We start from the raw sequence: 26588 nt of genomic DNA, 5'->3' as shown, positions 1-26588 counted from the left end.
GGAACCGCCCCGGTCTCGCTTGGAAGGACGCTATGAACCAATTCGCTATCCTCTATGCAGATCGATTCGTTCGACCGTCCGTGTGATTCTCAACCCCAGCCTTGAACACGGAAATCCTGACACTCCCGGCTGGCTGGCTTCCTTGGGTGTCAGTTTCCACCTCCGCTGTCGGGCCCGCCACCCTCACGTGGAAATGAGCGGCGGGCCTCCAATCACCCAAGGAGGCGCTATGCCAAGCATCCAACGTGGGCCTCGTCCCGCGTCCTACCCATCCCCACCCAAACACCGCCCCCATTCCTGCCGGTCAGGAGGTGCGCAATGACTCCCAGCCAACGTCGCATCTACCTGACCGGCGCACTGGCTGCGCGAGACTACCTCTGCCGCACGCAGGCAGATCTGCGCATTCACCGCCAATTCCGCCCCGACACGCTGCGCTGGGCGCTGGCCCACGCCAGTGCGCATCCACCGGAATATCGGGCCGGGTTCTTGGATGGCATTGGCGCATTCGTGTCGATGGTGCTGGAAGGGTGTCAGGTCAACCCTGAAACGTGGGAAGTGCTGACCGCCGTAGAGCAGGCTGGCGAGCGCCAATAACGCCAATAGCGCCAGTAACGCCAATAACGATAGCAAGACGGTTCCCCGAGACGGGCGGGGATGCCACCAAGAGCGGGCGCAATGCCGCGCTCTCAGTCAAACGCGCACGACTGCGTCCTCAAATTTAGGAGCAGTCTTATAACGCTTTCGCCCGCCAGTCTCCAGAATCAGGCCTGTCGTTTCCGGTCTGTCCATTGGCTCCGCCGCCAGCGCGGTTGAGCGCCCGCAGAAATTCCCCCTGCCGCAAGAGATTGCACGCATGTGTGTCGCAAACGTGCGGGCGGGCCAGGCCACGTTGATCCACATTCCAACCATGAGGTGACGTATGTCTGTCCGCCGTTTCATGGCCGCGTGCCTGTTGGTGATGGGGTGCGGCGCCAGTGCAGTGCAAGCCAGTGTGGTGATTGGCGCAACGCGCGTGATCTATCCCGCCGACCAGAAGGAGGTGACGGTCTCCTTGGCTAACCAGGGCAAGCAGCCCGTGCTGGCGCAGGTGTGGGTGGACACCGGAGACCCGCTGGAAACCCCCGATGCCATCAAGGCGCCGTTCTTTATCCGGCCGCCCATGTTTCGCATGGAGCCCAACAGCGGCCACGCTGTGCGGTTGACCTACACCGGTGACCCGCTGCCCGACAACCAAGAGACGATGTTCTGGTTCAACGTGCTGGAGGTGCCGCCCAAAGCGGCCAATGGGGCAAGCGTCAATCAGGTTCAGTTTGCAACGCGCACACGCATCAAGCTGATCTTTCGGCCGTTGGGCTTGCAGGGCAATCCCAACGATGCATTCAAGCAACTCAGTTGGAAATGGGTGACGGGCGAGGGCGGCCAGGGCTTTGCCCTGGAGGTGACCAACCCCACGCCGTACTACGTCAACTTTGCGGATGTTGGGCTGAAAGTTGACGGCGTTCTCAAGCGCAATGACGACGGCGGCATGGTGGCACCGGGCGCCACGGCCACGTTTTCACTCGCACCGCTCCAACTGACGAGCCGCCCCAGTGGCGACGTCCGGGCCAGCTTTGACGTGATTGACGACGCCGGCGGATCAAGCGCGCAGGAGGCGCCGCTTGTGCCGTAACCCGATTTTCTGCAGATGCGCATGCACTGCGCAGTTCTTAACCGTAACCGGCGCCATTGCCGAACCTTCTACTCACAGAGTCTTCATGAAGATCGCGAACCACAAGCGTTGCCTGCCCCATGCGCTGGCTGCCCTGCTGCTGATTGCCGGTGGTGCTACCGAAGCCTTGGCTCAAACGTCCACCGTTAATGTGACGGGCAATATCACCGGTGAGTGCCGGGTGACAGGGGGCGCGTCGCTCACGATTCCCCTCGGCAACGTTGCGGCCAGCACGCTCGGATCGATTGGAGCGTTCTCTCCGACCGCCGGGATGCAGAACATTACGCTCACCTGCACCTCAAGCCCTGGCATCAAGATGACGATGACCGGCACGCAACACAGCGGCACGACAAACACGAGCGTGCTGGCCCTCACGGGTAGTGGTACAGGCATTGCAACTGGCGTGGGCGTGCAGCTTTTGTACAGCACCGCCACGACTGGCACACCTACAACGCTGTTGACGCGTGGCACGGCCGTCACGATCCCCACTGGCGCCACTGTCACGGTGCGTGTTGGGGCGCGGTATTTCGCCACCACAAACGCCCCGACGGCCGGTGCGGCCAATGCAACGGCCACGTTGACGTTCACCATTAACTAAGCGCGGGCAGGCGGCTGCCACCACAGCATTATTTGATTGAGTTGAGGTTGATATGAAACGGCCAATATTTTTTAAGGGAAATAGCGGGCTCAGGCTATCCACTTGGTTGTTTGGGGTCGTGGCTTTCTTTTGCGCGTCAGGTAATGCGATGGCAAGCTATACCGTATGCCAACCGTGGAGCTTCATTGGGCGAGTCGGATCTTGGGTAGCGACATTCAATAATGTTGTAGATAATCCGAATATTCCAATTGGCGGCGTCTTGGCAACAGCCACCGTTGTTGATTCAGGAACTTATCCGTCTACCTTGTCCTGTACGCTTGTTAATGGCACACGTGCAAACGGTTCGTCGAATCTTCGGCCGGCCAGTAATGTAGATGTGCCGAGCTATAACATTAATGGTGCGTCGGTACGAATACTATATAACGGGACTCCGCTGCGTAGCGAGGTTGTCTATAGAACGTATTCGGCCGCAGGCAACTATGACCAGGCACCTTCCGGCATCACCGCGCAATTGATCAAAACAAGCGCTACTACCAGTCTTAATAATGGGTTCTGTTCGCAGCTAACTCCCATTGGTAATTTGGTGGCAAGCGACGGTATGAGCAATTACTTGGCTGGCATTGGGGCCTGCGTGAATGGCTTTACCCGGCAGACACCCACTTGCACCGTCAACACCGGGAGCGTCAACATTCCGCTGGGCAATGTCGCGGGCAGCTCATTCGGCGGCGTGGGTTCGTTCTCCACCACCAGCGCAGCGCAAAATATTGCGTTGTCTTGCTCGTATTCGCCCCGCGTCAGAATGACCTTGCAAGGTACGCAAGCCGCTGGCGGCCCCAATACCACGGTGGCCCTGACGGGCGCGGGCGGTGCCGGTGTTGCCCAGGGCATTGGCGTGCAGATCCTGTATGGCGGCAACCCGCTGGTCGTCAATTCTGCGACCCCGACGGTTGTGAGCGCTGCTGCTGGCGCCACGTTGAATGTGCCCATTGCAGCGCGCTACTACCGCACAGGAACCGTAACGGCTGGCCGTGCAAACGCGAGCCCAACACTGCGGTTCGACTACAACTGAGGCGGCTCGGCCACAAGAAACGGGGAAGAAGGTATATGGCGATGTTGATCAAGAGAATGAAGTACGGCCTCATGGCCATTGCTGCGTTTCATTTTTCACAAAGCGCCTATGCGCAAGTTAACTGCACTGGCGGAAACTACGTAGCCACTGCTGAGATGGGAAACATCATCGACAAAGGGGTGGGTTCTCTTGGGAGAACCACAGTTGTCGCAACGGGTACCCCGTGGACCGCCAGGTGTTCTGGTTCAGGGGGCTCCGACAGGCTGGTCCTCTATGTGCCCACAGGGGCGCGGGGTGGAAGTGATGGCTCGATTACGCTGACGGCAGGGGCTAACTCTCGCTACGGCTTGGTACTCCGATCGGGCAACACCGTGCTTGGCAACGATTCTGCCTTGACGATTGCAACGATGAGCTCGAGTGGGACAGTCGGTTATACGCTCGGCTCCAGTACCCTTTCAGCTGAGTTGGTCAAGCTGAACAGCAATGGCACTGATTGGCGGGGGGGGCTTGTTCTCGTCGGGCAGGCAAGATTCGTGAGTAATGGCACGGTTGGCTACAACGTATACGCTCGTGTCTCGAGCATTGCGGCGCCAACATGCACCGTCAACAATACAAGCATCACGATTCCGCTGGGCAATGTCTCGGGTGGTTCATTTTCGAACGTCGGCTCTCGATCCACCGCCAGTGGGACGCAAAACATTGCGTTGACTTGTACGGGTTCGCCCCGCGTGAGAATGACGCTGCAAGGTACGCAAGCCGCCGGTGGCCCCAATACGGCGGTGGCCCTGACGGGAGCAGGGGGTGCCGGTGTTGCCCAGGGCATTGGCGTGGAGGTGCTGTATGGCGGCAACCCGCTGGTCGTCAATTCTGCGACCCCGACGGTCGTGAGCGCTGCTGCTGGCGCCACGTTGAATGTGCCCATTGCAGCGCGCTACTACCGCACAGGAACCGTAACGGCGGGCCGTGCAAACGCGAGCCCGACACTGCGGTTCGACTACGACTGAGGCGGCTTAGGCCACATCAAAGACGAAAGGGCTTGAACCAACGACGGTTCAAGCCCTTTCTGCATGTTGGGAGCCGCGCAAGTGCGCGGTTTTTTTTCGCTATCAAGCGGGCGCAAAAAACCGCTCGTGCAGTTCTTCCAGCCCCAGCGTGCTGATCACCTCGTGCAGCCGCTCGGTTGGGCGCCGGCGCGGCAGGTCTTTGTATTGCGCGATGATCAGCTCGTTCTTCATCGAGTGCTCCCAGCCAACCAGCTCCGTCACGCTCACCTGATAGCCGTGGGCTTCAAGCTGCAGGCAGCGCAGCACGTTGGTGACCTGGCTGCCGAACTCGCGCGTGTGCAGCGGGTGGCGCCAGATTTCTGTCAGCGCATTGCCAAGCGACTTGCCCTTGTTCTTGCGCAGCACCCCGGCCACCTCTGCCTGGCAGCACGGCACCAGCACGATGTACTGCGCGTGCTTTTCGAGCGCGAAGCGGATCGCATCGTCCGTGGCGGTGTTGCACGCGTGCAGTGCGGTCACCACGTCGATGGTGGCCGGCAGGCGATCGGATGTAATCGATTCCGCCACCGACAGGTTCAGGAACGACATCCCCTTGAAGCCCAGCCGCGCGGCAAGCTCGGTCGACTTGGTGACCAGCTCTTCACGCGTTTCAATGCCGTAGATGTGCGAGGTGCCATCGCCGGGTTGTTCCTTGCAGAACAGGTCGTACAGGATGAAGCCCAGGTACGACTTGCCTGCGCCGTGATCGACCAGCGAGACATGTCCCTTGGCCTGCTGTACGTCGGCCAGCAGCGGCTCGATAAACTGGAACAGGTGGTAGACCTGCTTGAGCTTGCGGCGGCTGTCCTGATTCATCTTGCCGTCGCGCGTCAGGATGTGCAGTTCCTTGAGCAGCTCGATCGACTGGTTGGGGCGGATTTCGTGGGTCTTGTTGGACATCGTCAGGACAGCTTGGCAGCATCTGCACGCGGGTGCACGGTGCCGAGAGAAAAACGGGAGCGAAGCCGTGAGTTTACCGAAAAGCGGGCCGGGCGACGGGGCGTGCACCCGCATGCGCGCCATGCGCCGCTTTGTTTGCCCGCGCCAAGCGGGGATGTGACAATAGCGCCCCCGCCTGTTTGTCACGCGCGTCACGCGCGCCACCGCCCGCCATCGCATGTCTGAACCGCTGAATGCCCCCTTGAGTGCCCCCCTTGTTGCCGTGATCGGCGCTGGCCCCGCCGGGCTGATGGCGGCTGAAGTGTTGTCCAGCCAAGGCGTGCGCGTGGCGGTGTTTGATGCCATGCCCTCGGCCGGGCGCAAGTTTCTGCTGGCGGGCATTGGCGGGATGAACATCACGCATTCGGAGCCGCTGGATGCGTTTCTGGGGCGCTATCGCGCGCGTCGCGAACAGCTTGCGCCGATCATTGACCGCCTCAACCCCGATGCGCTGCGCGCGTGGATTCATGGATTGGGCATCGACACGTTTGTCGGTAGCTCGGGCCGGGTGTTTCCGACCGAGATGAAGGCCGCGCCGTTGCTGCGTGCATGGCTGCACCGGTTGCGTCAGGCGGGTGTGCAGTTGCACATGCGGCACCGCTGGGTGGGGTGGGGTGCACCGTCGGCATCGGATCATGCGCAAACGCTGCGTTTTGACACGCCTGATAGCGAGCGTGTTGTACAAGCCGACGCCGTCGTGTTTGCCATGGGCGGTGGTAGCTGGCCGCGCCTGGGCTCCGATGGCGCCTGGGTACCGCATCTGGAGGCACGCGGTGTGCAGGTGCTGCCGCTCAAGCCCGCCAATTGCGGGTTTGATGCGGACTGGAGCCCGTATTTTCAGGAGCGCTTTGCGGGGCAGCCGGTCAAGTCGGTCGGCATTGGTTTGCCGTCTGGCGACGACGGTGCGCTGCAATTCCGCCAGGGCGAGTTCATGGTCACGCAGACGGGGGTGGAAGGCAGCCTTGTCTATGCGTTGTCCGCGCCGATTCGCGATGCGCTTGCCGCCGCCGGTGAAACGACGATCTGGCTTGACCTGGCGCCCGGGTGGAGTGCGCAGCGTGTGCGCGATGAGCTGATGCGGCCACGCGGCGCGCGTTCAATGTCGAGCCATCTGCAGAGCAAGCTGAACATCACGGGTGTGAAGCTTGGGCTGCTGCGTGAGTGCCTGTCGAAGGCGGCGTTTGCTGATCTTGCACAGTTGGCCGCTGCCATCAAGGCGCTGCCGCTGCGGCTCACGCGCACCCGGCCGATCGACGAGGCGATCAGCAGCGCGGGCGGCGTGGCGTTTGAGGCGTTGGATGCCAACCTGATGATCGCGCGCCTGCCCGGCGTGTTCTGCGCGGGCGAGATGCTCGATTGGGAGGCGCCGACGGGCGGCTATCTGTTGACGGCGTGCTTTGCAACGGGCGCCGCCGCCGGGCAGGGCGTGCTCGACTATCTGGCCACGCGCTAGGTTACTGGCGCGCCTTCAGGCGCCACAACGAGGTCACCTCGGCCACGCGCGCCTTGTAGAGCGGGTCGTTCTCATCCGAGGCTTTCGGGTGCTTGGGCTTGATGTCTTGGCGGCCGACGACTTGCAGGCCCGCCGCGTCGATCATGGCCAGCAGAGCCTCACGCGTGCGCAGGCCGAGGTGCTCTGCAAAGTCCGACAGGATCAGCCAGCCCTCGCCACCGGGCTCAAGGTGTGCGGCAAGACCATTGAGAAAGCCGCGCAACATGGCGCTGTCCGGGTCGTAGACGGCCCGCTCGATCGGCGAACTGGGCCGCGCCGGCAGCCACGGCGGGTTGCACACGACGAGCGGCGCGCGCCCTTCGGGAAAGAGATCGGTTTCAACAACGTCCACCTGGGTTTGCAGCCCGAGGCGGGTCAGGTTGTCTCGTGCACAAGCCAGCGCACGCGGGTCTTGATCGGTGCCGATGATGCGCTTGACGCCGCGCTTTGCCAGCACCGCAGCCAGCACACCCGTGCCCGTGCCGATGTCAAACGCCAGCGCTTTCGACGGCAACGGCGCCTGCGCGACCAGATCGATGTACTCCCCACGCACGGGTGAGAACACGCCGTAGTGCGGGTGAATGCGTTTGCCATCCAGCGCGGGAATTTCCACCCCTTTCTTGCGCCATTCGTGCGCGCCGATCAGGCCGAGCAGCTCCCGCAGCGAGACGACCGACGCCGCCTCACCCGCGCCATACGCTTCCATGCAGGCTTCGCGCATGTCAGGCGCACGGCGCAGCGGAATCGTGTAATCGGCATCGAGCGGGATCAGCAGCATGCCGAGCGTGCGGGCGCGCTGCGATTGCGCCTGGCGATGGAGGTTGAACGCATCGATGGGCGAGGTGGCCTCCTTGCGCGGTTTGCGATCGGTGCGGCGCGACATGGCCTGCAGCAGTTGGCGCGCGTTCTGGAAGTCGCCGCGCCAGAGCAGTGCGGTGCCTTCGCAGGCCAGGCGGTAGGCGGCGTCTGCGGTGATGCGGTCGTCCGCAATGACCACGCGCTTGGGTGGCGGGTTGCCGGCTTCGGAGCGCCACAGGGCGGTGTGGTCGGCGCCAGTTTCGGCGTCTGTCCAGGTGAGGGTGGGGTGATTGGTCACAGCGGAATGGGTAGAAGGCGGGGTAAGGCGCGGTTGTGGGCGACACGATACCGCTGGCGGTGCAAACGCACAATGCGGGCGAATGCTGTCGACCGCACCGTGATTCTTTCCATGAAAGTGATCCTTGATCCGCTCGCAGAAGGCGGTCTGGGCTGGCGGGCAGTGTAAACTCCAGCCTTTTTTTGGCACTCGTAGCATGGCGCACGCCCAGCAACGCAGGGCGCTCAGCGGCCCTGCGCTGATCCGCTTACTTGCTCGCCTGACGGATGTCGACGTTTCCGAATCCGGGCAGCCGCTTTCAGACCGATTGAGCCAATGGCTCAGTTGGACGGATGCCATCACGCTCTCGACCGCGCTTGCCACCAGTCCGCCGGCCATCACCCCGGGTGTGCGGCCCGTTGGCATGGACGCCGAGACCATGTGCAGCCGTGTCCGCGCCGCATTGGCAAAGTCCATCGCCACCGCTTGTGCGCCTGATGCCAGGCCGGGCGGGGGTGGGCGCGCGCCCATTCAACCCGCCATGCCGGCCGCGCCGGTCGACTACGCGGATATTCGGCAGCGTTACCTCTTGATGCAGCAGACCATGGAGATGGAGATTGGCGAGTTGCGTGGCCGCGTGCGACGCGTGCTGGCCGCGAAGACGCCCGATCTGGCCCGGCTTGCCGTGCTGGACGCCAGCATGGAGCAGGCCCTTGGCGCACGGGAACGCACGCTATTGGGTGCCATCCCGACGATGCTTGGGGCGTACTTCGAGCGCTTGCGCACGGCTGGGCAGCCGCAGGCAGATGCGCCGCCGGAGAGCGCTGCCCGAACCACTCAACCCACATCCCCATCCCGCGCATGGTTGCATGCGTTCCGCAAGGATATGCAGAGCGTGCTGCTTGCAGAGCTGGATGTTCGTTTTCAACCGGTCGACGGGTTGCTTGCCGCCCTTCGTACCCGCTAAGCGTTCAACAGGACACCATGTCCAGAAATCACCTGAATCTCATCGTCTTCTTTGTCGGGCTGGTGGCCCTGGGGTGGATTGCGGCAGGCTATGTCGTGGGCGTGAACCCGCTCGCGCTGGTCGTCACCATCGTGATTGGCGCCGCCTACGTGGCGGGTGCGCTGGAGTTGCGCCGCTATCAGCAGGCCACGGGCACGCTCACGCAAGCCGTGGCCGGGCTGTCTGAACAGCCGCCCAAGCTGGGGGCCTGGCTGGAACAACTGCCCCCGAGCCTGCGCAACGCGGTGCGCCTGCGCGTGGAAGGCGAGCGCGTTGCGCTGCCTGGGCCTGCGCTGACGCCGTATCTGGTGGGTCTGCTTGTCTTGCTAGGCATGCTGGGGACGTTGCTCGGCATGGTGATGACGCTCAAGGGCACGGGCGCCGCGCTGGAGAGCGCCACCGACCTGCAGGCGATTCGCGCGTCGCTGGCCGCACCGGTCAAGGGCCTGGGGTTCTCGTTCGGTACGTCGATTGCCGGGGTGGCCACATCCGCCATGCTGGGGTTGCTGTCCGCGCTGTGCCGGCGTGAGCGGCTGCAGGCGGTTCAGGCGCTCGACACCCAGATCGCCACGACACTGCGCATCTATTCCCACGCGCATCAACGCGAAGAGACGTTCAAGCTGCTGCAGCGGCAATCGGACGCCATGCCCGCCCTGGTGGACCGGCTGCAGGCAATGATGGCTGCGCTGGAGCAACAGAGCGCCGCCAGCAGCGAACGCCAGATCGCCAGCCAGCAAGCGTTTCTCGACAAGACGGAACTGGCCTACCGTCAACTGGCGTCCTCTGTCGGGCAGTCGTTGCAGGACAGTGCCGCTGAAAGTGCACGCGTTGCCGGCGCAGCGCTGCAACCGGTGGTCGACACGACGATGGCGGGGCTTGCGCGTGAATCCGCCGCGCTGCATGAGACGGTAACGCAAGCCGTGCAGCGCCAACTGGACGGCCTGTCGACGCGCTTTGAGGCAACGGCCGAGACGGTCGCGGGCATCTGGAACACCGCGTTGTCGGAGCATCAACGCGCAAGCGCTGCGCTGGTGGGGAACGTCGGTACCTCGCTGGACCGGTTTGCCGAAACCTTTGAGCAACGCTCGACCCGTCTGCTCGACGGCGTTGCCGAGCGCCTGGATGCGACGGTGGGCAGCCTGTCCGGCGCCTGGAGCGATGCACTTTCGCGCCAGGAGCACACTCACGTGGAACTGGCGGATCGGAACCAGCGTGCCCTGGAGGCGGCTGCGGCGACGTTCGAGCAACATGCCGTGTCGTTGCAGGATGCATCACGCCAATCGCATGTGGCATTGCAGACTGCGCTGGAAGCACGCGACCAGCAACGTCTGGCAGCCTGGACCGAGGCGCTGGGCGCAATGGGCGCCAAGCTAAGTCAGGAGTGGGAGAAGACGGGCGCCAACACGGCGAGCCGTCAGCAGGACATCTGCGATGCGCTGGCGGCAACGGCCCGTGAAGTCGCCTCGCTGCAGGACACGTCACGCCAATCGCATGTGGCGTTGCAAACCGCGTTGGAAGCCCGCGACCAGCAACGTCTGGCGGCCTGGACCGAGGCGCTGGGTGCAATGGGCGCCAAGCTGAGCCAGGAGTGGGAGAAGGCGGGTGCCGACACGGCACGCCGCCAACAGGCAATTTGCGATGCGCTGGCACAGACCGCGCGCGACATCTCTTCGCAAACACAGGCCCACGCTAACGACACGATCGCCGAGATTGCTCGACTGGTGCAGGCTGCCTCGGAGGCGCCCAAGGCGGCAGCCGAAGTGGTTGCCGAACTGCGCCAGAAGCTGTCGGACAGCATGGTCCGCGACACGGCAATGCTGGAAGAGCGCACGCGCTTGCTGGGCACGCTGGAGACGCTGCTCGACGCTGTGAACCACGCGTCTACCGAACAGCGAACCGCGGTGGATGCGCTGGTTGCCAGTTCGGCGGATCTGCTTGAGCGGGTTGGTGTGCGCTTCACCGATCGGGTTGAGGCCGAGACCGGCAAGCTGGGCGCAGTGGCCGCGCAGGTGACCGGCAGTGCCGTTGAGGTGGCCAGCCTGGGCGAGGCGTTTGGCGCGGCGGTGCACCTGTTCGGTGAGTCGAATGACAAACTGGTGGCGCACCTGCAGCGGATCGAAGCCGCGCTGGACAAGTCGCTCACGCGCAGCGATGAACAGCTTGCCTACTACGTGGCACAGGCGCGGGAGGTGATTGATCTGAGCATGCTGTCGCAAAAGCAGATCCTTGAAGACCTGCAGCGCTTGGGTGGCCATGCAGGTGGCCATTCAAGCGGCCATGCTGGCGACCAGCGTGCCCTTGCCGGAACCGAAGCGGCATGAACGACGAGATTGACGGCGGCCTGGAATCCGCGCCGGTCTGGGCCGCGTTTGGCGACTTGATGTCGGTGGTGCTTGGCGCCTTCGTGCTGATTCTGGTGGGCGTGATTGGCGTGCAGCTGGAGCTGTCGTCCAAGCTGGAGAACGAGGTCAAGCAGCGCGAGGCGGAGGCACAGCGCCGTAAGACGCTGGAGCAGGCACTGGCCGGCCCGCTGGCGGCGGGGCGCGTGACGCTGGTCAACGGGCGGATCGGCATCAACGGCAGTGTGCTGTTTGCGCTCAATTCCGATCAGTTGCAGCCCGAGGGCCGCACGCTAATGAAGAGTCTGGCGGGCCCGCTGGCGGCGTATCTCACGTCCCGCGATGAGATTTTGATGGTGAGCGGGTTCTCCGATGACCAGCAGGTGCGGGCAGGCAATCGCCAGTTTGCCGATAACTGGGAGTTGTCTGCCAAGCGTGCGTTGACGGTGACGCGCGCGTTGATCGACGAAGGCATCCCTGCGTCGAGCGTGTTTGCGGCAGCGTTTGGCTCGCAGCAGCCCGTGAGTTCCAATGCGGATGATGTGGGCCGCGCGAAGAACCGGCGTGTGGAGATTGCGCCTGTGCCGAGGCAGTCTGCTTCCAACGGTGGCCGTCGTGAGCCCAACTGATTCGTCCACGCAGGGGATGCTCGACGACTGGCGCGCAAGTGGTGCCGATCGCTTCGATCGCGTGCGCTTTCACTTCATTGAAGCGCTGCATCGCCGTGCGGCCAAGCAAACGGGCGAGGCGCGGCGCCTCCTGGAGGAACGACTGGGCAACTTGATCGCAGCCTATGCGGATGACGTCGATCGAGCGCTGCCCGTGCCTGAGGCGGGTGGTGGTTCCGGCGTGCCTGCCCGTAGTGCGTTGGGCGATTTGCTCGATAGCATCGCCAGCCATGCGCGCGCCGATGCTGGTGGCGCTGCGGCCAGCGGTCTGGCGCGTCATCCCCGCGCCTTTACTGACCTGAAGATTCTCGAAGACGTGCGGGAAACCTGGTCACGCGTCAGTGCAGAGAAACAGTTGCGCCAGTCGCTTGATCAAGTGCCGACCAACGCCGGGCCGCTCAATTCGAGCAGCCTTGTGCACCGGTCGCTGTTGCTGATGCGCGAGGTATCGCCGGAGTATCTGCGGCAGTTCCTGGCGTATGTGGATGCGCTGTCGTGGCTGGAGCGGATGGGCGGGGAGGGGGCTGGTGCCGGTCAGGAGGTTGGGCGTGGTGTGGGTGGAAAGAGTGCGCGGAGCAAGTCGCGTTAGCCATTGACGTACGGCATGAGAGTTGGCGCCCTCTGGTTTTGGTCAACGGCAACAATGCGTCATGCACTGACGACCTTGTTCTTCCCAGCGCGCTTGGCTTGATACATGCCGCGGTCCGCACGCTGGATCGCCGCCATGGGGGCTTCATCCTTGCCGAGCTCGGCCACACCGGCAGAGAACGTGATGAAGAGCCGGGTATCACCGGCGGCAAAGAAGCGCTGGGTGAGGGTGCGTTGCAGCCGGGTGATGGCTTGCACGCCATCTTCCAGGCAGGTGTCGGGCATCAGGATCACGAACTCTTCGCCGCCAAAACGCGCGAGTGCGTCCTGGGGGCGTATGGATTCGCGTGCTACCTGGGCCAGATGTGACAGGGCATCGTCCCCGAAGCTGTGTCCGTGGGCATCGTTGATGGATTTGAAATCGTCGATGTCCAGGAAGGCGATGGAGAGCGTCGAGTTTTGATGGGCGGCGCGGGCGACCTCGCGCTCCAATGCTTCTTCCAGGCCCTTGCGGTTGAGTGCCCCCGTGAGCAGATCATGACGCGCCGAGGCCGACGCCATATCGAGCGCCTTGCGAAGACTCGCGACTTCGGCCGCGGCATCATCGGCCTTCTTCTTCATTGCTGAAAGCTCGTCACGATTGTGGGCAGCCTGCTGCGACATCCAGCGCGTGGCGGCCAGTGCGTCCTGAATGGCGGGGGCAATCTCGGAGAGGGTCTCGGCCGACTCGATCTTCTTGGCGCACGCTTCCATCAGCTGGTGATGCTCGCCGGACGTTTCGGCAGCCGTGGACAGCCGCTCCATGAAAGAGGCCAGGAGCCGTTTCATGTCTTCCTGGGCTTCGACTGACTTTGCCTTCAACACGCCTTGTTTGTGGATCACCTCTTTGAGGCGCCGCCGCACGTCGTCAAGCCGTCGCAGGCTCACCGGCGCTTCGCTGGCTTTCAGCAGGGCGTCAATCTGGCCGCGCAGCCAGCGGTCGTCCAATGACAACTGGCCGATGTTTTCAAAGACAAGCTGCAGCAGGCCCAGCAGCGATTTGCGAATCTCGTTCTGGTCTTCTGCCACCAGCGATAGCCGATGGTTGAACGCCGCCAGCTTGGCGTTCAGGTGCGTGAGGTTTTCCGTTTCTGAGCGGCAGGTCTTGATCAGTGCCCAGGCAACCGGGCCGATCGCGACGTCGTCTTCGCCCAGCGCAGGCAGGCAGTGCTCAACCGTGCGCGCAAGCTGCTCGCGCAACTCCCGCACCAGCGCCATCCGTTCTGCGTTCTGTGCGTCCCCATTTGGCTGGCTGCCTGCAATTTCGTAGTAAACCGCGGCAAAGTTGTCTGGCGTGGGGGCCAACCTGCGTGAGGCCAGCAGCCTGAGAGCGTGCCGCGCGGTCTCCGAGGGATTGTTGTCTGTCATGCCGAACCGCAGGGTGGAGAAGAGGAATCAGTGCGCGATTCTCCATGGTTCCGGGCGCAGCGGAAAGTCGTTCAAAAGTGTATGGGGGTGTTTTGTTGTATGGACCATCGCTGTTCTGTTTGCTGATCAGGCAAGCTTTGAACGGCTTTCCGGGATGGGATTCGCGATTGGCCTGTTGATGCGTGTTCACTGCCTAAGCGATATTTCGCGAGAGGAGTGATATGCCTTGCGGTGCTGCGGCCTTGTGAACAAGGCGGGTTGCATCGGGTGCTGGTGTGTTCATGAACACTCTCTGCGATGATTCGTGAAATCGGGCTAGCTGAGCCTCACTGCGTGGCGGCATCACCCGTGTTCGCAATCTCAGAGAGAACCACGCGCTGGTCCGCGTACCAGCGGGCCACGCATTCGCGGTCGTGACATTGCCGTTCCCGATAGTTCCACTGGGCCCGTGTCCGCTCCTTGAAAGCAGTGGGGTCTGTGGCAGCAGCCTTGGCTCTGGCGTAGATGGCCGCAAGCTGCACGTCAGCCGCGGCCAGTTCTGGGTCGCTGCAGACGATGTGCTCTGCATCTGAGCGAGCCTTTGTGCAGTCAAAGCTCGTCTGCAAGGAAGATGCAGATGGTACGGTGGCCTGGGTGCCGATGTTCACTCCACTCTGGCGCGCCCAGTCCATCAGCGGAGTTTTCTCAATCGGCAGCCCGGGCCATTGATACGTCTTCACGACGGCGTCGCTGGATGCGCCCGGCGTCTCGATGAGGACGAAATCTCCCTTGCCCGTCGCCTCGCTGATAGCAAATGCCGCTCGTTCCGAATTGCAAGCGTGAGCCATGCAGCCAGTCCCAACCAGGTATCCGTCCTTTGATTGGATGCCGGCGGCATCGGTCACCGCCAGACGCTCTGTGATTTTTGCCCAGTCTCCGCGCGCGATGCCCTTGAAGGCCGCCCGGAAGCGGCGGTCATTGACGACAGCAGACGGATACTGACCTACAAGCCAACTGAACGCTGCATCTGCCCAACCAGCCGTGGGTGCAGGGGTGGTTGCCACCGTTGGTGCATCTGTCGATGCCGCCGCCTGGACGGGGGCTCCATTCTGATTGTTGGATTGGTGTGACGGCACGATGAGAGCGTAGACACTGGCGACCAGTATCGCCACTGCAGCGCCAAGGGCCTTTAGTGGCACAAAGTCTTTTCCGACCTTGAGCTGTGGTCGCGGCGTGACTTCAACCTTAAGCAAGGCGTCAAACCATTGGTTGGCATTGTCGATCGCTGCCGCAATGGCTTCTTTCCTTCGCGTGAACGTCACAGCGTTGTAGCCGCCATAAGCGAGCGCCGCAGCCACAAGAAGCAGCCCAGCGGGCACGCTGTACGCGAGGATGAAACACCCAACCAGTCCCACTAGAAGCGGCGCCATCAATGCCGGCGGTTTCGGCCAACTGCGAACGGTACTCAGGAGTGTGGTCGATGCCGTTCCTAGGTCGCCAAATGCGCCTTGATGCTCAGCGCACTTGCGTTCTATTTCGTACACGGCGGGCATAGCCTTCTCTTTCTCCGCGAGCGAAATCGAGCCGATGTCGAGCGCCAGCCTGATGGCTCTTGTGGTGGCCTCAAACTCTCGCGAGAGTGTTTCGAGAAAGGGTTGGTGTTCCTCCAGGGTTACAGCCTCGCTGAGATCGTCGGCCACGACATGCACGCCGTGCGAGATGAAATATCGGACCAACGCGGCGGATGTCCTGTTTTGAACCATCGACACGAACTCCAGAGTGGCCTGCTCCCGTTTCGACAGGCGCTCTGTGTTGGCTGAGTCGATGCGACGACTGCCAGCTACTACGGAACCAATGGGGTGGGGCGTCCTTTGTGAATGGAGCTGCTGTGTAAAGCGAATCCCCGTGCCAGGGATGCTCGCGGTAACGCGCCCCCGAGTGTTATAGGTCAGTCCTTTTACGCCGATTGAAGTGCTGACTCCGCTCTTGCTGAAATTCACACGAATTCCGGTGCTATCTTGACGCTTTTTCCAAAGCTCCAGCCCATTATCTCGCCCCTCTTTTAGAGTTCGGTCGCCCACCATATGCATCCGCTTGTTTGCGGAGGTCGCGCCTAGTCTCTTTGTTCTGGTGTTCAGCGAGCATAGCGTAGCTGTCCGACACCGATATGCGTCCTTACCCCCTACAAAAGGGGGGCGTCAGTGGGTGGAAGGCGGGGGCGCGAGGAGCATTAGCTGAAGCGCGCTCTTTGGCGCTGAGCATTTCCGTTCAAGCGTCAATTCGTTCAAAAGAATTACCCCCTTAGTTTGGGGTCTGAATTGAAGTAAATTGAACTTAATTCTGATTAAAGCTAGATAATCCTCGAATAAAGCAAAGTGTGGGACGCTACAACACATTTTTTTGTAATTCGCACCTAAAATCCGGCCTTTCGTAAAAGTTACAAGCCCGGATTTGCCATGAATGCGAAGTGCTACCGAACCGTCTTCAATGCCGCACGCGGCATGTTGGTCGCAGTTGAGGAATCGGCGAGGAGCACAGGCAAGGGGCGGAGCTCAGGAAGCCGAGCGAGCCGTCGGGCCTCCGCCCTGACATTGACGGCTGCCGCAGCGCTGGCGTCACCGGGACTCCATTCGCAATCCCTGACGCCGGACCGCAGTGTTCCTGGACCGCACCCCGTCGTTGGTGTGGCTGCGAACGGCACGCCTGTCGTGAACATCAACGCCCCCTCAGCCGGTGGCGTCAGCTCCAACGCGTTTACGAACTACAACGTTGGCCAGGCTGGCGTTGTGCTCAACAACAGCGGGCAGAATTCGCAGACGCAAATCGCCGGCTGGGTGCAGGGCAACCCGTTCCTGGGCAATAGCGCTGCGCGCGTTATCCTGAACCAGGTCACCAGTGGCAATCCGTCGACGCTGGCCGGCCCCACGGAAATCGCGGGCAACCAAGCCAGCCTTATCGTCGCCAATCCGGCGGGCATCACCTGTGCGGGCTGCTCATTCGTCCAGGCACCTCGCGTCACGCTGACCACCGGTACGCCGAACTTCGATGCGCTGGGCAACATCTCGAGCATCTCGGTCCAGCAAGGGCAAATTACCGTCAATGGTGCGGGCCTCGATGCACGCGGGGCGCAGCTCGACCTGCTGTCGCGGGCCATGGCCATCAATGGTCAGGTGTGGGCGGCGCGCATCAACGCCGTGGCGGGCGCCAACAATGTCGACTACGGTAGCGTCACGCCGACGGCGATCGCAGGCGTCGGCCCGGCACCGCAGGTCGCCATCGACGTCGGCCAACTGGGCAGCATGTACGGCGGTGGTGCCACGCGGCTGATTGGCACGGAGCAAGGGCTGGGCGTCAACATCGGCGGCAACCTCGCTGCGCTCACCGGTAGCCTGAACCTGGCCGCCAACGGCGACGTCACCATCACGCCGACGGGGCGTGTGCAGAGCGCGGCGGATGCCAGCATCTCGGCACCGAACGTGAGCAACCAGGGTGTCATCACCAGCCCTGGCAACGTGACGGTGTTCGGTAGCACGACCAACACGGGCACCTTGGTTGCGGGCGGCAACGCAACCATCACGGGGCCGCAAATTGCCAACAGCGGCACCATTGGCGCGGGCGTCGATACGAGCGGCAACGTCACGCAGCCGGGCACCGTGGTACTGAACGCAACGGGCGCAGTGCGCAACAGCGGCAATCTGCTGGCGGGTCAGAGCATTGGCGTGAGCGGGGCGAGCATTGACGCAAGCAACGGCAACGTTGCGACGCAAGGCACGGTCTCGCTGTCCGCCACGGGCGATGTGGCCACGCGCAGCGCGACCATCTCCGGGGGCAGCGTGACCGTCCAGGCGGGCGGCACGCTGGACAACACAGCGGGCAGCCTGTCGTCGAACACCACGCTGCAGGTTGGTGCTCAGCGCGTCGTCAACCAGAGTGGCCTGCTGGCTTCAACCGGTAACACGAGCATCACCACTGGTTCGCTCGACAACACCTCCGGTGCATTGGGCTCCAATGGCGGCAGCCTCACCATCAATAGCGCCGGTGACATCACCAATACCAAGGGCAAGCTGGTCGCCGCACAAGATGTCTCCATCACTGGCGGCAGCCTGGGCAACCAGCGCGGCACGGTGTCGGCCCAGAATCTCTCCCTGAACACCGGAACTGGCTCGGTCGACAACACCAGCGGTACGGTTTCCGCTACGGGCACGGCAAACGTCACGGCTGGCAGCCTCGTCAACCAAGGCGGCACGCTTGCCGCAGCGGGGAATGTCACTGCAAACGTAGCAAGCCTGAACAATACCTCGGGTGTTCTCGGCTCCAGCAGCGGTGCGTTGAATGTCAACAGCACTGGCGTCATCACGAACGCAGGCGGCAAGTTGGTCGCCGCGCAGGATGTGGCCCTCGCGGGCACGAGCCTTGGCAATCAGGCCGGTGCGGTTTCAGCGCGCAATCTGGCGCTCAACACGGGCGCGGGTGCCGTAGACAACACGGGCGGCTCGATGGCCGCATCGGGCACTGCCGACATCCAGGCTGGCAACCTCGTCAACCGTGGCGGCACACTCGCCGCTGCTGGGGATGTGACCGCTACGGTCGCCAGCGTCGATAACACCGGCGGTGCATTGGGCTCCAATACCGGCAACCTGACCGTCAACAGCACGGGTTCGATTGCCAATGCGAGCGGCGGCAAGCTGGTCGCTGCGCAGGATGTCACGCTGAATGCCGCAGCGATTGGCAATCAGGCGGGTACCGTCTCTGGCCGCAATCTGTCGCTGAACGCCGGAACCGGGACTGTCGACAACACCAATGGCACGGTGTCGGCATCGGGCGTAGCCAACGTTCAAGCGGGGAGCCTGGTCAACCAGGGCGGCACACTCGCCGCCAACGGCAACGTGCACGCCACTGTCGCGAGCCTGGACAACACGTCGGGCGTGTTGGGCTCGAGCACCGGTAACCTGAAGGTCGACAGCAGCGGTGCCATCACAAGCACGAACGGCAAGCTGATTGCCGCACAGGACGCGACATTCAATGCCGTGAGCCTGAGTAACCAAGGTGGCGCCATCTCGGCGCGCAACCTGTCGGTGAACGCCGGCGCCGGTACGGTCGACAACACCAATGGTCAAGTCTCCGCCTCCGGAACGGCAGACCTGACAGCCGGCGACCTCGTCAACCGGGGCGGTACGCTGGCTTCTGCCGGGGACATGACGGCCACCGTGGCGAGTGTGGACAACACGGGCGGCGCGCTCGGATCGAGCGCCAACAACCTCGTCATCAACAGCGCGGGCAACATCGCCAGCGCCAACGGCAAGCTCATCGCGGGGCAGGATGCGACCCTCAACGCCGCAGCCGTGGGTAACCAAGGCGGCACCATCTCCGCACGTAATCTCACTGTCAACACCGGCACGGGAGCGGTCGATAACACCGGAGGTACGGTGTCAGCGTCAGGCACGGCCAATGTGAAAGCGGGCAGCTTGGTGAATCAGCAGGGCACGCTGGCCGGCGCAGGCAATGTCACCGCCAATGTGGCGAGCCTGGATAACACCTCCGGCGTGCTGGGTTCCAGCGCTGGCGCCCTGAGCATCACCAGCAGCGGCAACATCGGCAACGCGGGCGGCAAGCTGCTCGCGGCCCAAGACACCACGCTCGCGGCAGCCAGCATGGGCAACCAGGCTGGTACGGTCTCGGGTCAGAACGTGACCCTTAACACCGGCACGGGCGCACTCGACAACACGGCAGGCAAGGTTTCCGCCGCGAACGCGTTGCAACTGACCGCCGGCGCGGTCACCAACCAGGGCGGTACGCTGGCCGCGACTGGCGAAGTGCACGCCACGGTGGCGAGCCTGGACAACACCGCTGGTGGCATCCTCGGCTCCGGCCAAGGCGGCCTGACACTCACCAGCACCGGTAACGTCGCCAATGCCGGCGGCAAGCTTCTTGCCACGCAAGACATTCAGCTTCAAGCCGCAAGCCTTGCTAACCAGGCCGGCACGGTCTCGGGTCGAAACGTGACCGTCAACACAGGCACGGGCGCACTGGACAACACTGGTGGCGCCGTCGCAGCCGCAGCCGCGCTCGATGCAACAGCGGGTGCCATCACCAATGCCAACGGTGGCGTGATGCAGGCGGGCACGACGCTGACGACCCATAGCCAATCGCTGGCCAATACCAAAGGCGCGGTGATTGGCAACGCGGTCTCGGTCAACGCCAATACGCTGACGAACCAGCAAGGCACCATTTCATCGAACACTACGCTCGGCGCGCAAAGCCAGACCTTGACCAATGACCAAGGCAAGCTGGTTTCCAACGGTGTGCTGACCATCAATACAGGCACGCTCACCAACGCGGGTGGCCAGGTGGCCTCCAACAGCGATGTGACGGTCAATGGCACGACGGTCGACAATTCCGCCGGCATGATGCACGCCGGCGGCACGCTGACGGTGTCCGGTGCCAACCTGCTCAACAAGAACACCAATACGGCCACGGCCGGGATGGAAGGCGCGAATGTGGTGCTCACCGCCACCACGTCGCTCGACAACACAGCTGGCGTCATCCGCTCGGACCTGAACACGCAACTCACAGCGCCATCCATCAACAACACGCAGGGCTCGATTCAGTCAGCGGGGTCGGTGGGTGCCAAGGCGAGCGCCGCGCTGACGAACACCCAGGGCAACCTGAACGGCACCAAGAGCGTGGGCGTGACGGCCGGCCAGATGAGCGGTGACGGTACGGTGCAGTCGCAAGGCAGTGTGTCTCTGAACCTGCAGTCGGACTACAACAACAGCGGCACGCTGGCTGCCGGGCAAGACGTTTCCGTGACGACGACGGGTAATGTCACCAACTCGGGCACGATGTCCGCCGGCCGCAACCTGGCGGTGTCGGCCAACAACATCACCAACACGCAAAGCGGCCAACTGATTGGCACGGTATCGAACACGCTGACCGCCCAGGGCACGCTGTCCAACGACGGCCTCATCGACGGTGGCGCGACCGTCGTAAGAGCGAACAACGTCGTCAACACAGGGCGCCTGTATGGGGATTCGGTCTCGATTGCTGCCAACACGCTGACGAACACCGTCAACGGTAGTGGCGTGGCGGGTGTCATCGCCAGCCGTGGCGACATGGACCTGGGCGTGCAGACGCTCAACAACCAGGAACATGCGCTTATCTATGCGATTGGCAACATGCGTGTTGGCGGGGCGCTCGACGCGAGCAACCACGCGACTGGTTCGGCTCAGAACGTGACCAATGGCTCGGCGACCATCAACGCCGACGGCAACCTGACGATTGCGGCCGCGCAAATCAACAACCAGAACAATCACTTTGCGACGACAAACCAGACGTCGCCGGGTACCCACGTCGTGTCGTATCGGCTGAATGGGTCGACGCAGGACATCGACCCGACCACAGTCATGTTTATGCAGACGGGCCCGGGTACCAGCGCGCCTGGGACGGATTGGCAGTGGCTGGGCGACTCGCGTCTGGGCGTCATGGTGTTGCCGTCCACGCAATATCCGTTCAACCGCTTCGGGCCCCCGTTCAACTACACCAACGACGGGCGTCAGCCCACCGTGGCCTATGTGCCGGAGATGCCCTGCAGCGCTGATTCCTGCACGGTGTCGAGCTATCCGGAGCAGTTCCTCTACAAGACCACGGACGCCATCTGGGGTGTATTTGGCATCGCGCCGCCGCAGGAAATTGGCACACAGCCAGACCCGAGCACCTATCAGCAGTACGCGCAGTATCAAGCGGACCTAACCGCGTGGCAGCAGCGACATGACGCCGCCGTTGCGCAATACCAGGTGCTGAACAACGCCATCACGGCGTTCAACACCGACCTCCGCAATCGCCAGGTCGAAAGCTTCACCATCTACGACGGCACGCAGCAGATTACCCGCACGGTGGTCACGCAAAGCGACCCTGGAATGATTACGTCCGGTGGCAACATGACGTTGAACGCCAGCGTGGTGAACAACGTGGCCAGCCAGATGGTGGCGGGCGGCGACCTGACTGGTAGTAACGTGATTGGCACGCGGCCGGTCAACGTTGGGATGCAGGGTACGCAAACCGTCACGACGAGCGGAACCGCTCAATACACCTATGTCGGCGGAGGCGGCGCATTCTCGTCCGACCACCGCCAGTACAACCAGAGCCCATGGCAAGGGCAGACCATCCAGACCAACTACCAGCTGGATGTGAGCCCCACCAACGGCTCCGGTCCGAACAGCCAGCCCACGGTTAAATCCGTTGCGGTGTCGACCAAGGCGGGCCTGGGTAATGGCAGCGGCGCGGCCGTTGCGGACTATAAGGCGATTGGCGGCGACACGGTGCAGCCTGGTGGTGCATCGGTGACGGTGCCCAACAGCGGAGTCATGCACATCCAGACTGCGTCCATTGCCACACCTGCTGGCGGCTCCGTCAGTGCCGCGACGACGTCCGTGACGCTGCCCGGCAACGTGGTCATCCGCACCGTGGTGCCGAACCTCACACTGCCCAACAACGCGCTCTATCGCATCATCAGCGACCCGGGTAGTAGCGTGCTGGTGGAAACCGACCCGCGCTTCACGAACTTCCGCCAGTGGACGTCGAGCGACGCCATGCTGGTGCAGTTCCGCAACGACCCGGGTGCCACGCTCAAGCGCATCGGTGATGGTTTCTACGAGCAGCAACTGATTCAGCAGCAAATCATCCGGGCCACAGGCCAGCGCTTCATTGGCGACTACACCAGCAATGAAGACGAGTACAAGGCACTGCTGGCCAACGGTGTTGCCGCAGGCAAGGCCTTTGGCTTGAACGTTGGCACGGCACTGACCGAAGCCCAGATGGCGCAGCTCACCAGCGACATCGTGTGGATGGTCAAGCAAACGGTGACGCTGGCCGACGGCAGCAAGCAGGACGTGCTGGTGCCGCAGGTCTACCTGCGCGCCAAGGACACCGACATCACGGGTGGCGGCACGCTGATGGCGGGGAACAACGTCAGCTTCAATGCCAAGGGCGACGCCACGAACAGCGGCACCATCGCCAGCCGCAACGTGACGGTGGTGACCGCAGACAACATCGTCAACACCGGCACGCTGGCGGGTAGCACGCTGCTGGCTCAGGCCAAACAAGACATCAACAACCTCGGTGGCCATATCCAGGGTGACCAGGTGCTGCTGGCGGCCGGGCGCGATGTGAACCTGACCAGCACGACGGTTCAAACGAAGAACCTCACGACCACGGGTACGAACATCAACCAGGTGGCGAGCATCGATGCGGGTGCACTGTCCATCCAGGCCGGTCGTGATGCCAATCTGGCGGCCGTTGCCATCAACACGGCGGGTAACGCCACCATCACGGCCAACCGCGATGTCAACCTGACTGCGGTGCGGCAGTCGAATGAAGAGCACATCGTCTGGGGGGATAAGAACCGTTCGGACCGCTCGTCGTATTCCGATGCCGGCACGCAAATCCAGGCTGGTGGGAACGTCGCCATCGGTGCGGGTCAAGATGTGAACGCCACTGCCGCGTACGCCAACGCCACGACGGGCGGTATCCAGGTGGCCGCGGGGCGTGACGTGAACCTCAACGCGGGCCAGAGCCATCAAGACGTTCGTGACGAGCACTATCAGAAGGAAACTGGCTTCCTTTCGTCTAAGACCACGCACACCATTGATTCGGCGGGTCAGACCAACGCTGTGGGCACCACACTGTCTGGCGATACGGTGACCGTGGCTGCAGGCCGTGACATAACGGCCAAGGCCGCGACCGTTGCGGGTACAGGCGACGTAAACCTGTCGGCAGGTCGCGACCTGACCATCACGACGGCGGATACCGCCACCAGCGAGTCTCACTTTAAGGACGTGAAGAAGAGTGGTCTGGGCAGTGCGGGCGCAGGCATCTCGTATGGCACTAACCAGACGACCGACACGACCAACGATACCGTTCGTGGGTCGCAAGGTAGCCTCATTGGCAGCACCGACGGCAGCGTGAACATGCAGGCGGGCCGTAATCTGCATATCACTGGCTCGGACGTGGTCGCTGGCCAGAACGTGACGGGTATCGGTCAGAACGTGACCATCGACGCTGCAACTACTGACCGTCATCACGACGAGACGCATGAAATCAAGAGCTCGGGCTTCACGCTGGCGGTGAAGTCGCCTGTGCTGGATGCTCTGCAGAACGTTCAGCAGCAAGGTGAGGCAGCGGGCAATAGCCAGGACAAGCGGGCAGCGGCCTTGCATGGGATTGCGGCTGCGAGCGGTGCGATGGATGCCTTTGGCGCAGTCAAGGGATTGGACAGTGCGCTGAAGGACCCCAAGGGAGAGATTGAAGCCAAGGTCGAGTTGAGCTGGGGCTCGTCGTCGAGCAAGACGACGTTCAAGGAAGACAGCACCCAGAACAATGGCAGCAGCATCAAGGCCGGTGGTACGACTGCATTCGTGGCAACGGGGGATGGCACACCGGGCAGCGGCAACATCAATATCGTTGGTTCCGATGTCAACGCGAAGAATGTGCTGCTGCAAGCCAAGAATCAGGTCAACCTGACGGGCAGTACGGACACGGACAGCACGCGCAGCACCAACGAATCCAAGAGTGCGAGCGTTGGTGTGTCATACGGTTCGGGCGGATTTGGCGTGTCAGCCTCGATGTCGAAGGCGCATGGCGATGCGAACTCGGATGCGCAGACGCAAAACAACACGCACATCAATGCCAGCGACACCGTGACTATCGTGAGCGGCGGCGATACCAACATCGTCGGCGCCAACGTGAACGCCGATAAGGTTCTTGCTAACATCGGCGGGAATCTCAACGTTGCGAGCACCCAAGACTCCAGCCGCAGCACAGCTCACCAGGAAAGCTCTGGCGGCGGATTCAGCGCAAGCATGGGAGGCGTCAGCGGTAGCTTTAGCCATAGCAATGGCAACGCGAATGGCAACTATGCTGGCGTGAACGAGCAATCGGGTATCCAGGCCGGTGCAGGCGGCTTTGACATCAACGTCAAGGGCAACACGGACCTCAAGGGCGCGTACATCGCCAGTACGGCCACGCCTGACAAGAACCAACTGACCACGGGCACGCTCACCTTCTCGGACATTCAGAACCACTCGGACTACAGCGCGTCCAGCAGCGGCTTCAGCCTTGGTGGGTCCCTGGGCAATGGTGGAAATAACTACAAGACCACTGGTAACGAATCGGTGAAGAACAGCGGTGGCTTGACGCCGATGCTTAGCCAAAACGACAGTGGCAGTGAGAGTGCGACCACACGCAGCGCCGTCTCGCAGGGCACCATCACGATTACTGACCAGGCTAGCCAGAAGCAAGACCTAGCTAGCCTGAGCCGTGACACAACCAGCACGAATGGCAAGGTTGGCAAGACGCCTGACCTGCAGAACCTACTAAACAATCAGGCCGACATGATGGCCGCAGCGCAGGCGGCCGGTGAGGCCGTGGCAACTCGCATTGGTCAGTATGCAGACCAGAAGCGAGATGCCGCAAAGGATGCGGCGAAGCAAGCCGCCGCCGACAACAATCCGGAGTTGGCGGCGCAGTATTTGCAAGAGGCCAAGAACTGGGATGAAGGTGGGTGGAACCGCGTTGCTCTTCACACTGTTGCTGGCGGTGTGCTTGCGGGCCTCGGAGGAGGGAACGCTTTAGGTGGCGCCGCAGGCGCAGGAGCATCTGCCACGCTTGCGGGCAACCTCAATAGTGTCAGCAACGCGTTCCAAGGAACAACGGGGAACGCAGATGCCGACCGCCTGCTGGGCAACGTGGTGGCTAATGCATTGGCTGGTACTGCGGGGGCGCTGGTTGGCGGAAATTCCGGAGCCGTTGCGGGCTCAAACGTCGACCTATACAACCGTGATAGAGATTGCGGGACCGGCAATTGCCAAGGCGGCAACGGTACGGTCATGCAGCGGTTGATAGATGCTGTTGTGAACACCGTGACAGACCCGTTGGGTTCGGTGAACTACGCCTTGAGCGGGATTCTTCCGCCACCACCCGGCAGCAAGAAGACCGATCCCAACGATCTGCAAGCAATCAACGACGGTGGCAGTAAGAACTCGCCGTCGAACAAAGAGCTGCTCCTGCGAGGAATCGCAAACGGACTGGGAGCGATTGTTGCTATCGAAGGCGGTGGGCCGCAGGCCCCTGGTGCGTCGCCCGCGCTTGCAGGGGGGGGCACATCAGGCGCGGTGCCGCAAATTGGCGTTGGGGCGCCGGGGTATGTGCCGAGGAATGCGATCGCGGCGTCTGGCGGCGGCGATAGCGCAAGTCAGGTGGGTGACAAGGCTTCTGACACCTCGTCAGGCGGACAAAGCACCAAAGTTACTTCGCCAAATTCGTCGATGCGAGAGAACGCCAATGCCAGCGGCTCCTACGTCGACCCACTTACCGGAAAGGTAGTGCGAACAGATGAACGATTGGCAGCAGATCACATCGTTCCGCAGAAATGGATCAAGGACCAGCCGGGGTTCGATCAGTTGACGCCCGCACAGCAAAGTGCAATTCTGAACGACCCGGTAAACACGCAAGGGCTTCCGACCAGTTTCAACTCGTCCAAGGGAGCGCAGATGCCCGGTGATTGGCAGACATACAAGGGGCAACCGCTTGACCCCGGGTATATCCAAGATAGCGCTCGCCAAGCTGAAACGATCAGAAGCTATATCACGAACCGCATAAACTCCCTGAGGGGAAGTCGTTGA

At 62.5% G+C, this 26588-nt stretch carries 15 protein-coding genes; 11 read left to right on the top strand and 4 right to left on the bottom strand.

Annotation, left to right across the window (positions count from 1 at the left end):
• The first annotated feature begins 318 nt into the window (after positions 1-318).
• The 5 genes from JHD73_RS00370 (at position 319) to JHD73_RS29595 (ending at position 4379) form a co-directional block, all read left to right on the top strand.
• Positions 319-594, top strand: coding sequence for a hypothetical protein (locus tag JHD73_RS00370; protein ID WP_199026631.1), 276 nt, complete (start codon positions 319-321; stop codon positions 592-594).
• A gap of 325 nt (positions 595-919) precedes the next feature.
• Positions 920-1669 (top strand): molecular chaperone, encoded by a 750-nt coding sequence (locus JHD73_RS00365; protein ID WP_199026630.1) that lies wholly within the window; start codon positions 920-922, stop codon positions 1667-1669.
• Between the two features lie 85 nt (positions 1670-1754).
• Positions 1755-2306, top strand: coding sequence for a fimbrial protein (locus JHD73_RS00360; protein WP_199026629.1), 552 nt, complete (start codon positions 1755-1757; stop codon positions 2304-2306).
• Positions 2307-2904: 598 nt separating this feature from the next.
• Positions 2905-3375, top strand: a complete 471-nt coding sequence (locus tag JHD73_RS00355) for a fimbrial protein (RefSeq protein WP_199026628.1) — start codon at positions 2905-2907, stop codon at positions 3373-3375.
• Positions 3376-3410: 35 nt separating this feature from the next.
• Complete coding sequence (locus JHD73_RS29595) at positions 3411-4379, top strand: fimbrial protein (protein WP_199026627.1); 969 nt, start codon at positions 3411-3413, stop codon at positions 4377-4379.
• Positions 4380-4481: 102 nt separating this feature from the next.
• Here JHD73_RS29595 and JHD73_RS00345 read toward each other — a convergent pair whose 3' ends face one another.
• Complete coding sequence (locus JHD73_RS00345) at positions 4482-5318, bottom strand: SAM-dependent methyltransferase (protein ID WP_199026626.1); 837 nt, start codon at positions 5316-5318, stop codon at positions 4482-4484.
• A gap of 217 nt (positions 5319-5535) precedes the next feature.
• Between JHD73_RS00345 and JHD73_RS00340 the strand changes: the two genes are divergently transcribed.
• Positions 5536-6810: a TIGR03862 family flavoprotein gene (locus JHD73_RS00340; protein ID WP_199026625.1), complete on the top strand. Its 1275-nt coding sequence runs from the start codon at positions 5536-5538 to the stop codon at positions 6808-6810.
• A gap of 1 nt (position 6811) precedes the next feature.
• Here JHD73_RS00340 and JHD73_RS00335 read toward each other — a convergent pair whose 3' ends face one another.
• Positions 6812-7945: a class I SAM-dependent methyltransferase gene (locus JHD73_RS00335; RefSeq protein ID WP_199026624.1), complete on the bottom strand. Its 1134-nt coding sequence runs from the start codon at positions 7943-7945 to the stop codon at positions 6812-6814.
• Between the two features lie 196 nt (positions 7946-8141).
• On the opposite strand from JHD73_RS00335, the gene JHD73_RS00330 reads away from it, so the two are divergent.
• Genes JHD73_RS00330 through JHD73_RS00315 form a run of 4 tightly spaced genes read left to right on the top strand, consistent with a single transcriptional unit; the run spans position 8142 to position 12526 of the window.
• The gene (locus tag JHD73_RS00330; protein ID WP_199026623.1) at positions 8142-8891 is read left to right on the top strand and encodes a DUF3348 domain-containing protein; all 750 of its coding nucleotides are present in this window, start codon (positions 8142-8144) and stop codon (positions 8889-8891) included.
• Positions 8892-8908: 17 nt separating this feature from the next.
• Complete coding sequence (locus tag JHD73_RS00325) at positions 8909-11251, top strand: DUF802 domain-containing protein (protein WP_199026622.1); 2343 nt, start codon at positions 8909-8911, stop codon at positions 11249-11251.
• Positions 11248-11898, top strand: a complete 651-nt coding sequence (locus JHD73_RS00320; protein WP_199026621.1) for an OmpA family protein — start codon at positions 11248-11250, stop codon at positions 11896-11898. The genes JHD73_RS00325 and JHD73_RS00320 overlap by 4 nt, the downstream gene beginning before the upstream one ends.
• A 16-nt stretch (positions 11899-11914) precedes the next feature.
• The gene (locus JHD73_RS00315; RefSeq protein ID WP_199026633.1) at positions 11915-12526 is read left to right on the top strand and encodes a DUF2894 domain-containing protein; all 612 of its coding nucleotides are present in this window, start codon (positions 11915-11917) and stop codon (positions 12524-12526) included.
• A 59-nt stretch (positions 12527-12585) separates the two neighbouring features.
• Here JHD73_RS00315 and JHD73_RS00310 read toward each other — a convergent pair whose 3' ends face one another.
• Complete coding sequence (locus tag JHD73_RS00310) at positions 12586-13932, bottom strand: diguanylate cyclase (RefSeq protein WP_199026620.1); 1347 nt, start codon at positions 13930-13932, stop codon at positions 12586-12588.
• Between the two features lie 326 nt (positions 13933-14258).
• Positions 14259-15995: a DUF4236 domain-containing protein gene (locus JHD73_RS00305; protein ID WP_233176713.1), complete on the bottom strand. Its 1737-nt coding sequence runs from the start codon at positions 15993-15995 to the stop codon at positions 14259-14261.
• Positions 15996-16367: 372 nt separating this feature from the next.
• Here JHD73_RS00305 and JHD73_RS00300 point away from each other — a divergent pair, with 372 nt between their 5' ends.
• Positions 16368-26588: a hemagglutinin repeat-containing protein gene (locus JHD73_RS00300; RefSeq protein ID WP_199026619.1), complete on the top strand. Its 10221-nt coding sequence runs from the start codon at positions 16368-16370 to the stop codon at positions 26586-26588.

This window comes from Ralstonia sp. ASV6 (assembly GCF_016429285.1).
GTDB lineage: Bacteria > Pseudomonadota > Gammaproteobacteria > Burkholderiales > Burkholderiaceae > Ralstonia > Ralstonia flaminis.
Note: the sequence above shows the minus strand (reverse complement) of the source record. Positions and strands in the feature narration are given on the sequence as shown.

Bases quoted from the DNA above. Each gene is read 5' to 3' on its own strand.
- JHD73_RS29595 (WP_199026627.1), top strand. From the start codon at position 3,411: ATGGCGATGTTGATCAAGAGAATGAAGTACGGCCTCATGGCCATTGCT.
- JHD73_RS00355 (WP_199026628.1), top strand. From the start codon at position 2,905: ATGAGCAATTACTTGGCTGGCATTGGGGCCTGCGTGAATGGCTTTACC.
- JHD73_RS00330 (WP_199026623.1), top strand. From the start codon at position 8,142: ATGGCGCACGCCCAGCAACGCAGGGCGCTCAGCGGCCCTGCGCTGATC.
- JHD73_RS00305 (WP_233176713.1), bottom strand. From the start codon at position 15,995: ATGGTGGGCGACCGAACTCTAAAAGAGGGGCGAGATAATGGGCTGGAG.
- JHD73_RS00300 (WP_199026619.1), top strand. From the start codon at position 16,368: ATGAATGCGAAGTGCTACCGAACCGTCTTCAATGCCGCACGCGGCATG.
- JHD73_RS00365 (WP_199026630.1), top strand. From the start codon at position 920: ATGTCTGTCCGCCGTTTCATGGCCGCGTGCCTGTTGGTGATGGGGTGC.
- JHD73_RS00320 (WP_199026621.1), top strand. From the start codon at position 11,248: ATGAACGACGAGATTGACGGCGGCCTGGAATCCGCGCCGGTCTGGGCC.
- JHD73_RS00315 (WP_199026633.1), top strand. From the start codon at position 11,915: ATGCTCGACGACTGGCGCGCAAGTGGTGCCGATCGCTTCGATCGCGTG.
- JHD73_RS00325 (WP_199026622.1), top strand. From the start codon at position 8,909: ATGTCCAGAAATCACCTGAATCTCATCGTCTTCTTTGTCGGGCTGGTG.
- JHD73_RS00370 (WP_199026631.1), top strand. From the start codon at position 319: ATGACTCCCAGCCAACGTCGCATCTACCTGACCGGCGCACTGGCTGCG.
- JHD73_RS00340 (WP_199026625.1), top strand. From the start codon at position 5,536: ATGTCTGAACCGCTGAATGCCCCCTTGAGTGCCCCCCTTGTTGCCGTG.
- JHD73_RS00345 (WP_199026626.1), bottom strand. From the start codon at position 5,318: ATGTCCAACAAGACCCACGAAATCCGCCCCAACCAGTCGATCGAGCTG.
- JHD73_RS00360 (WP_199026629.1), top strand. From the start codon at position 1,755: ATGAAGATCGCGAACCACAAGCGTTGCCTGCCCCATGCGCTGGCTGCC.
- JHD73_RS00310 (WP_199026620.1), bottom strand. From the start codon at position 13,932: ATGACAGACAACAATCCCTCGGAGACCGCGCGGCACGCTCTCAGGCTG.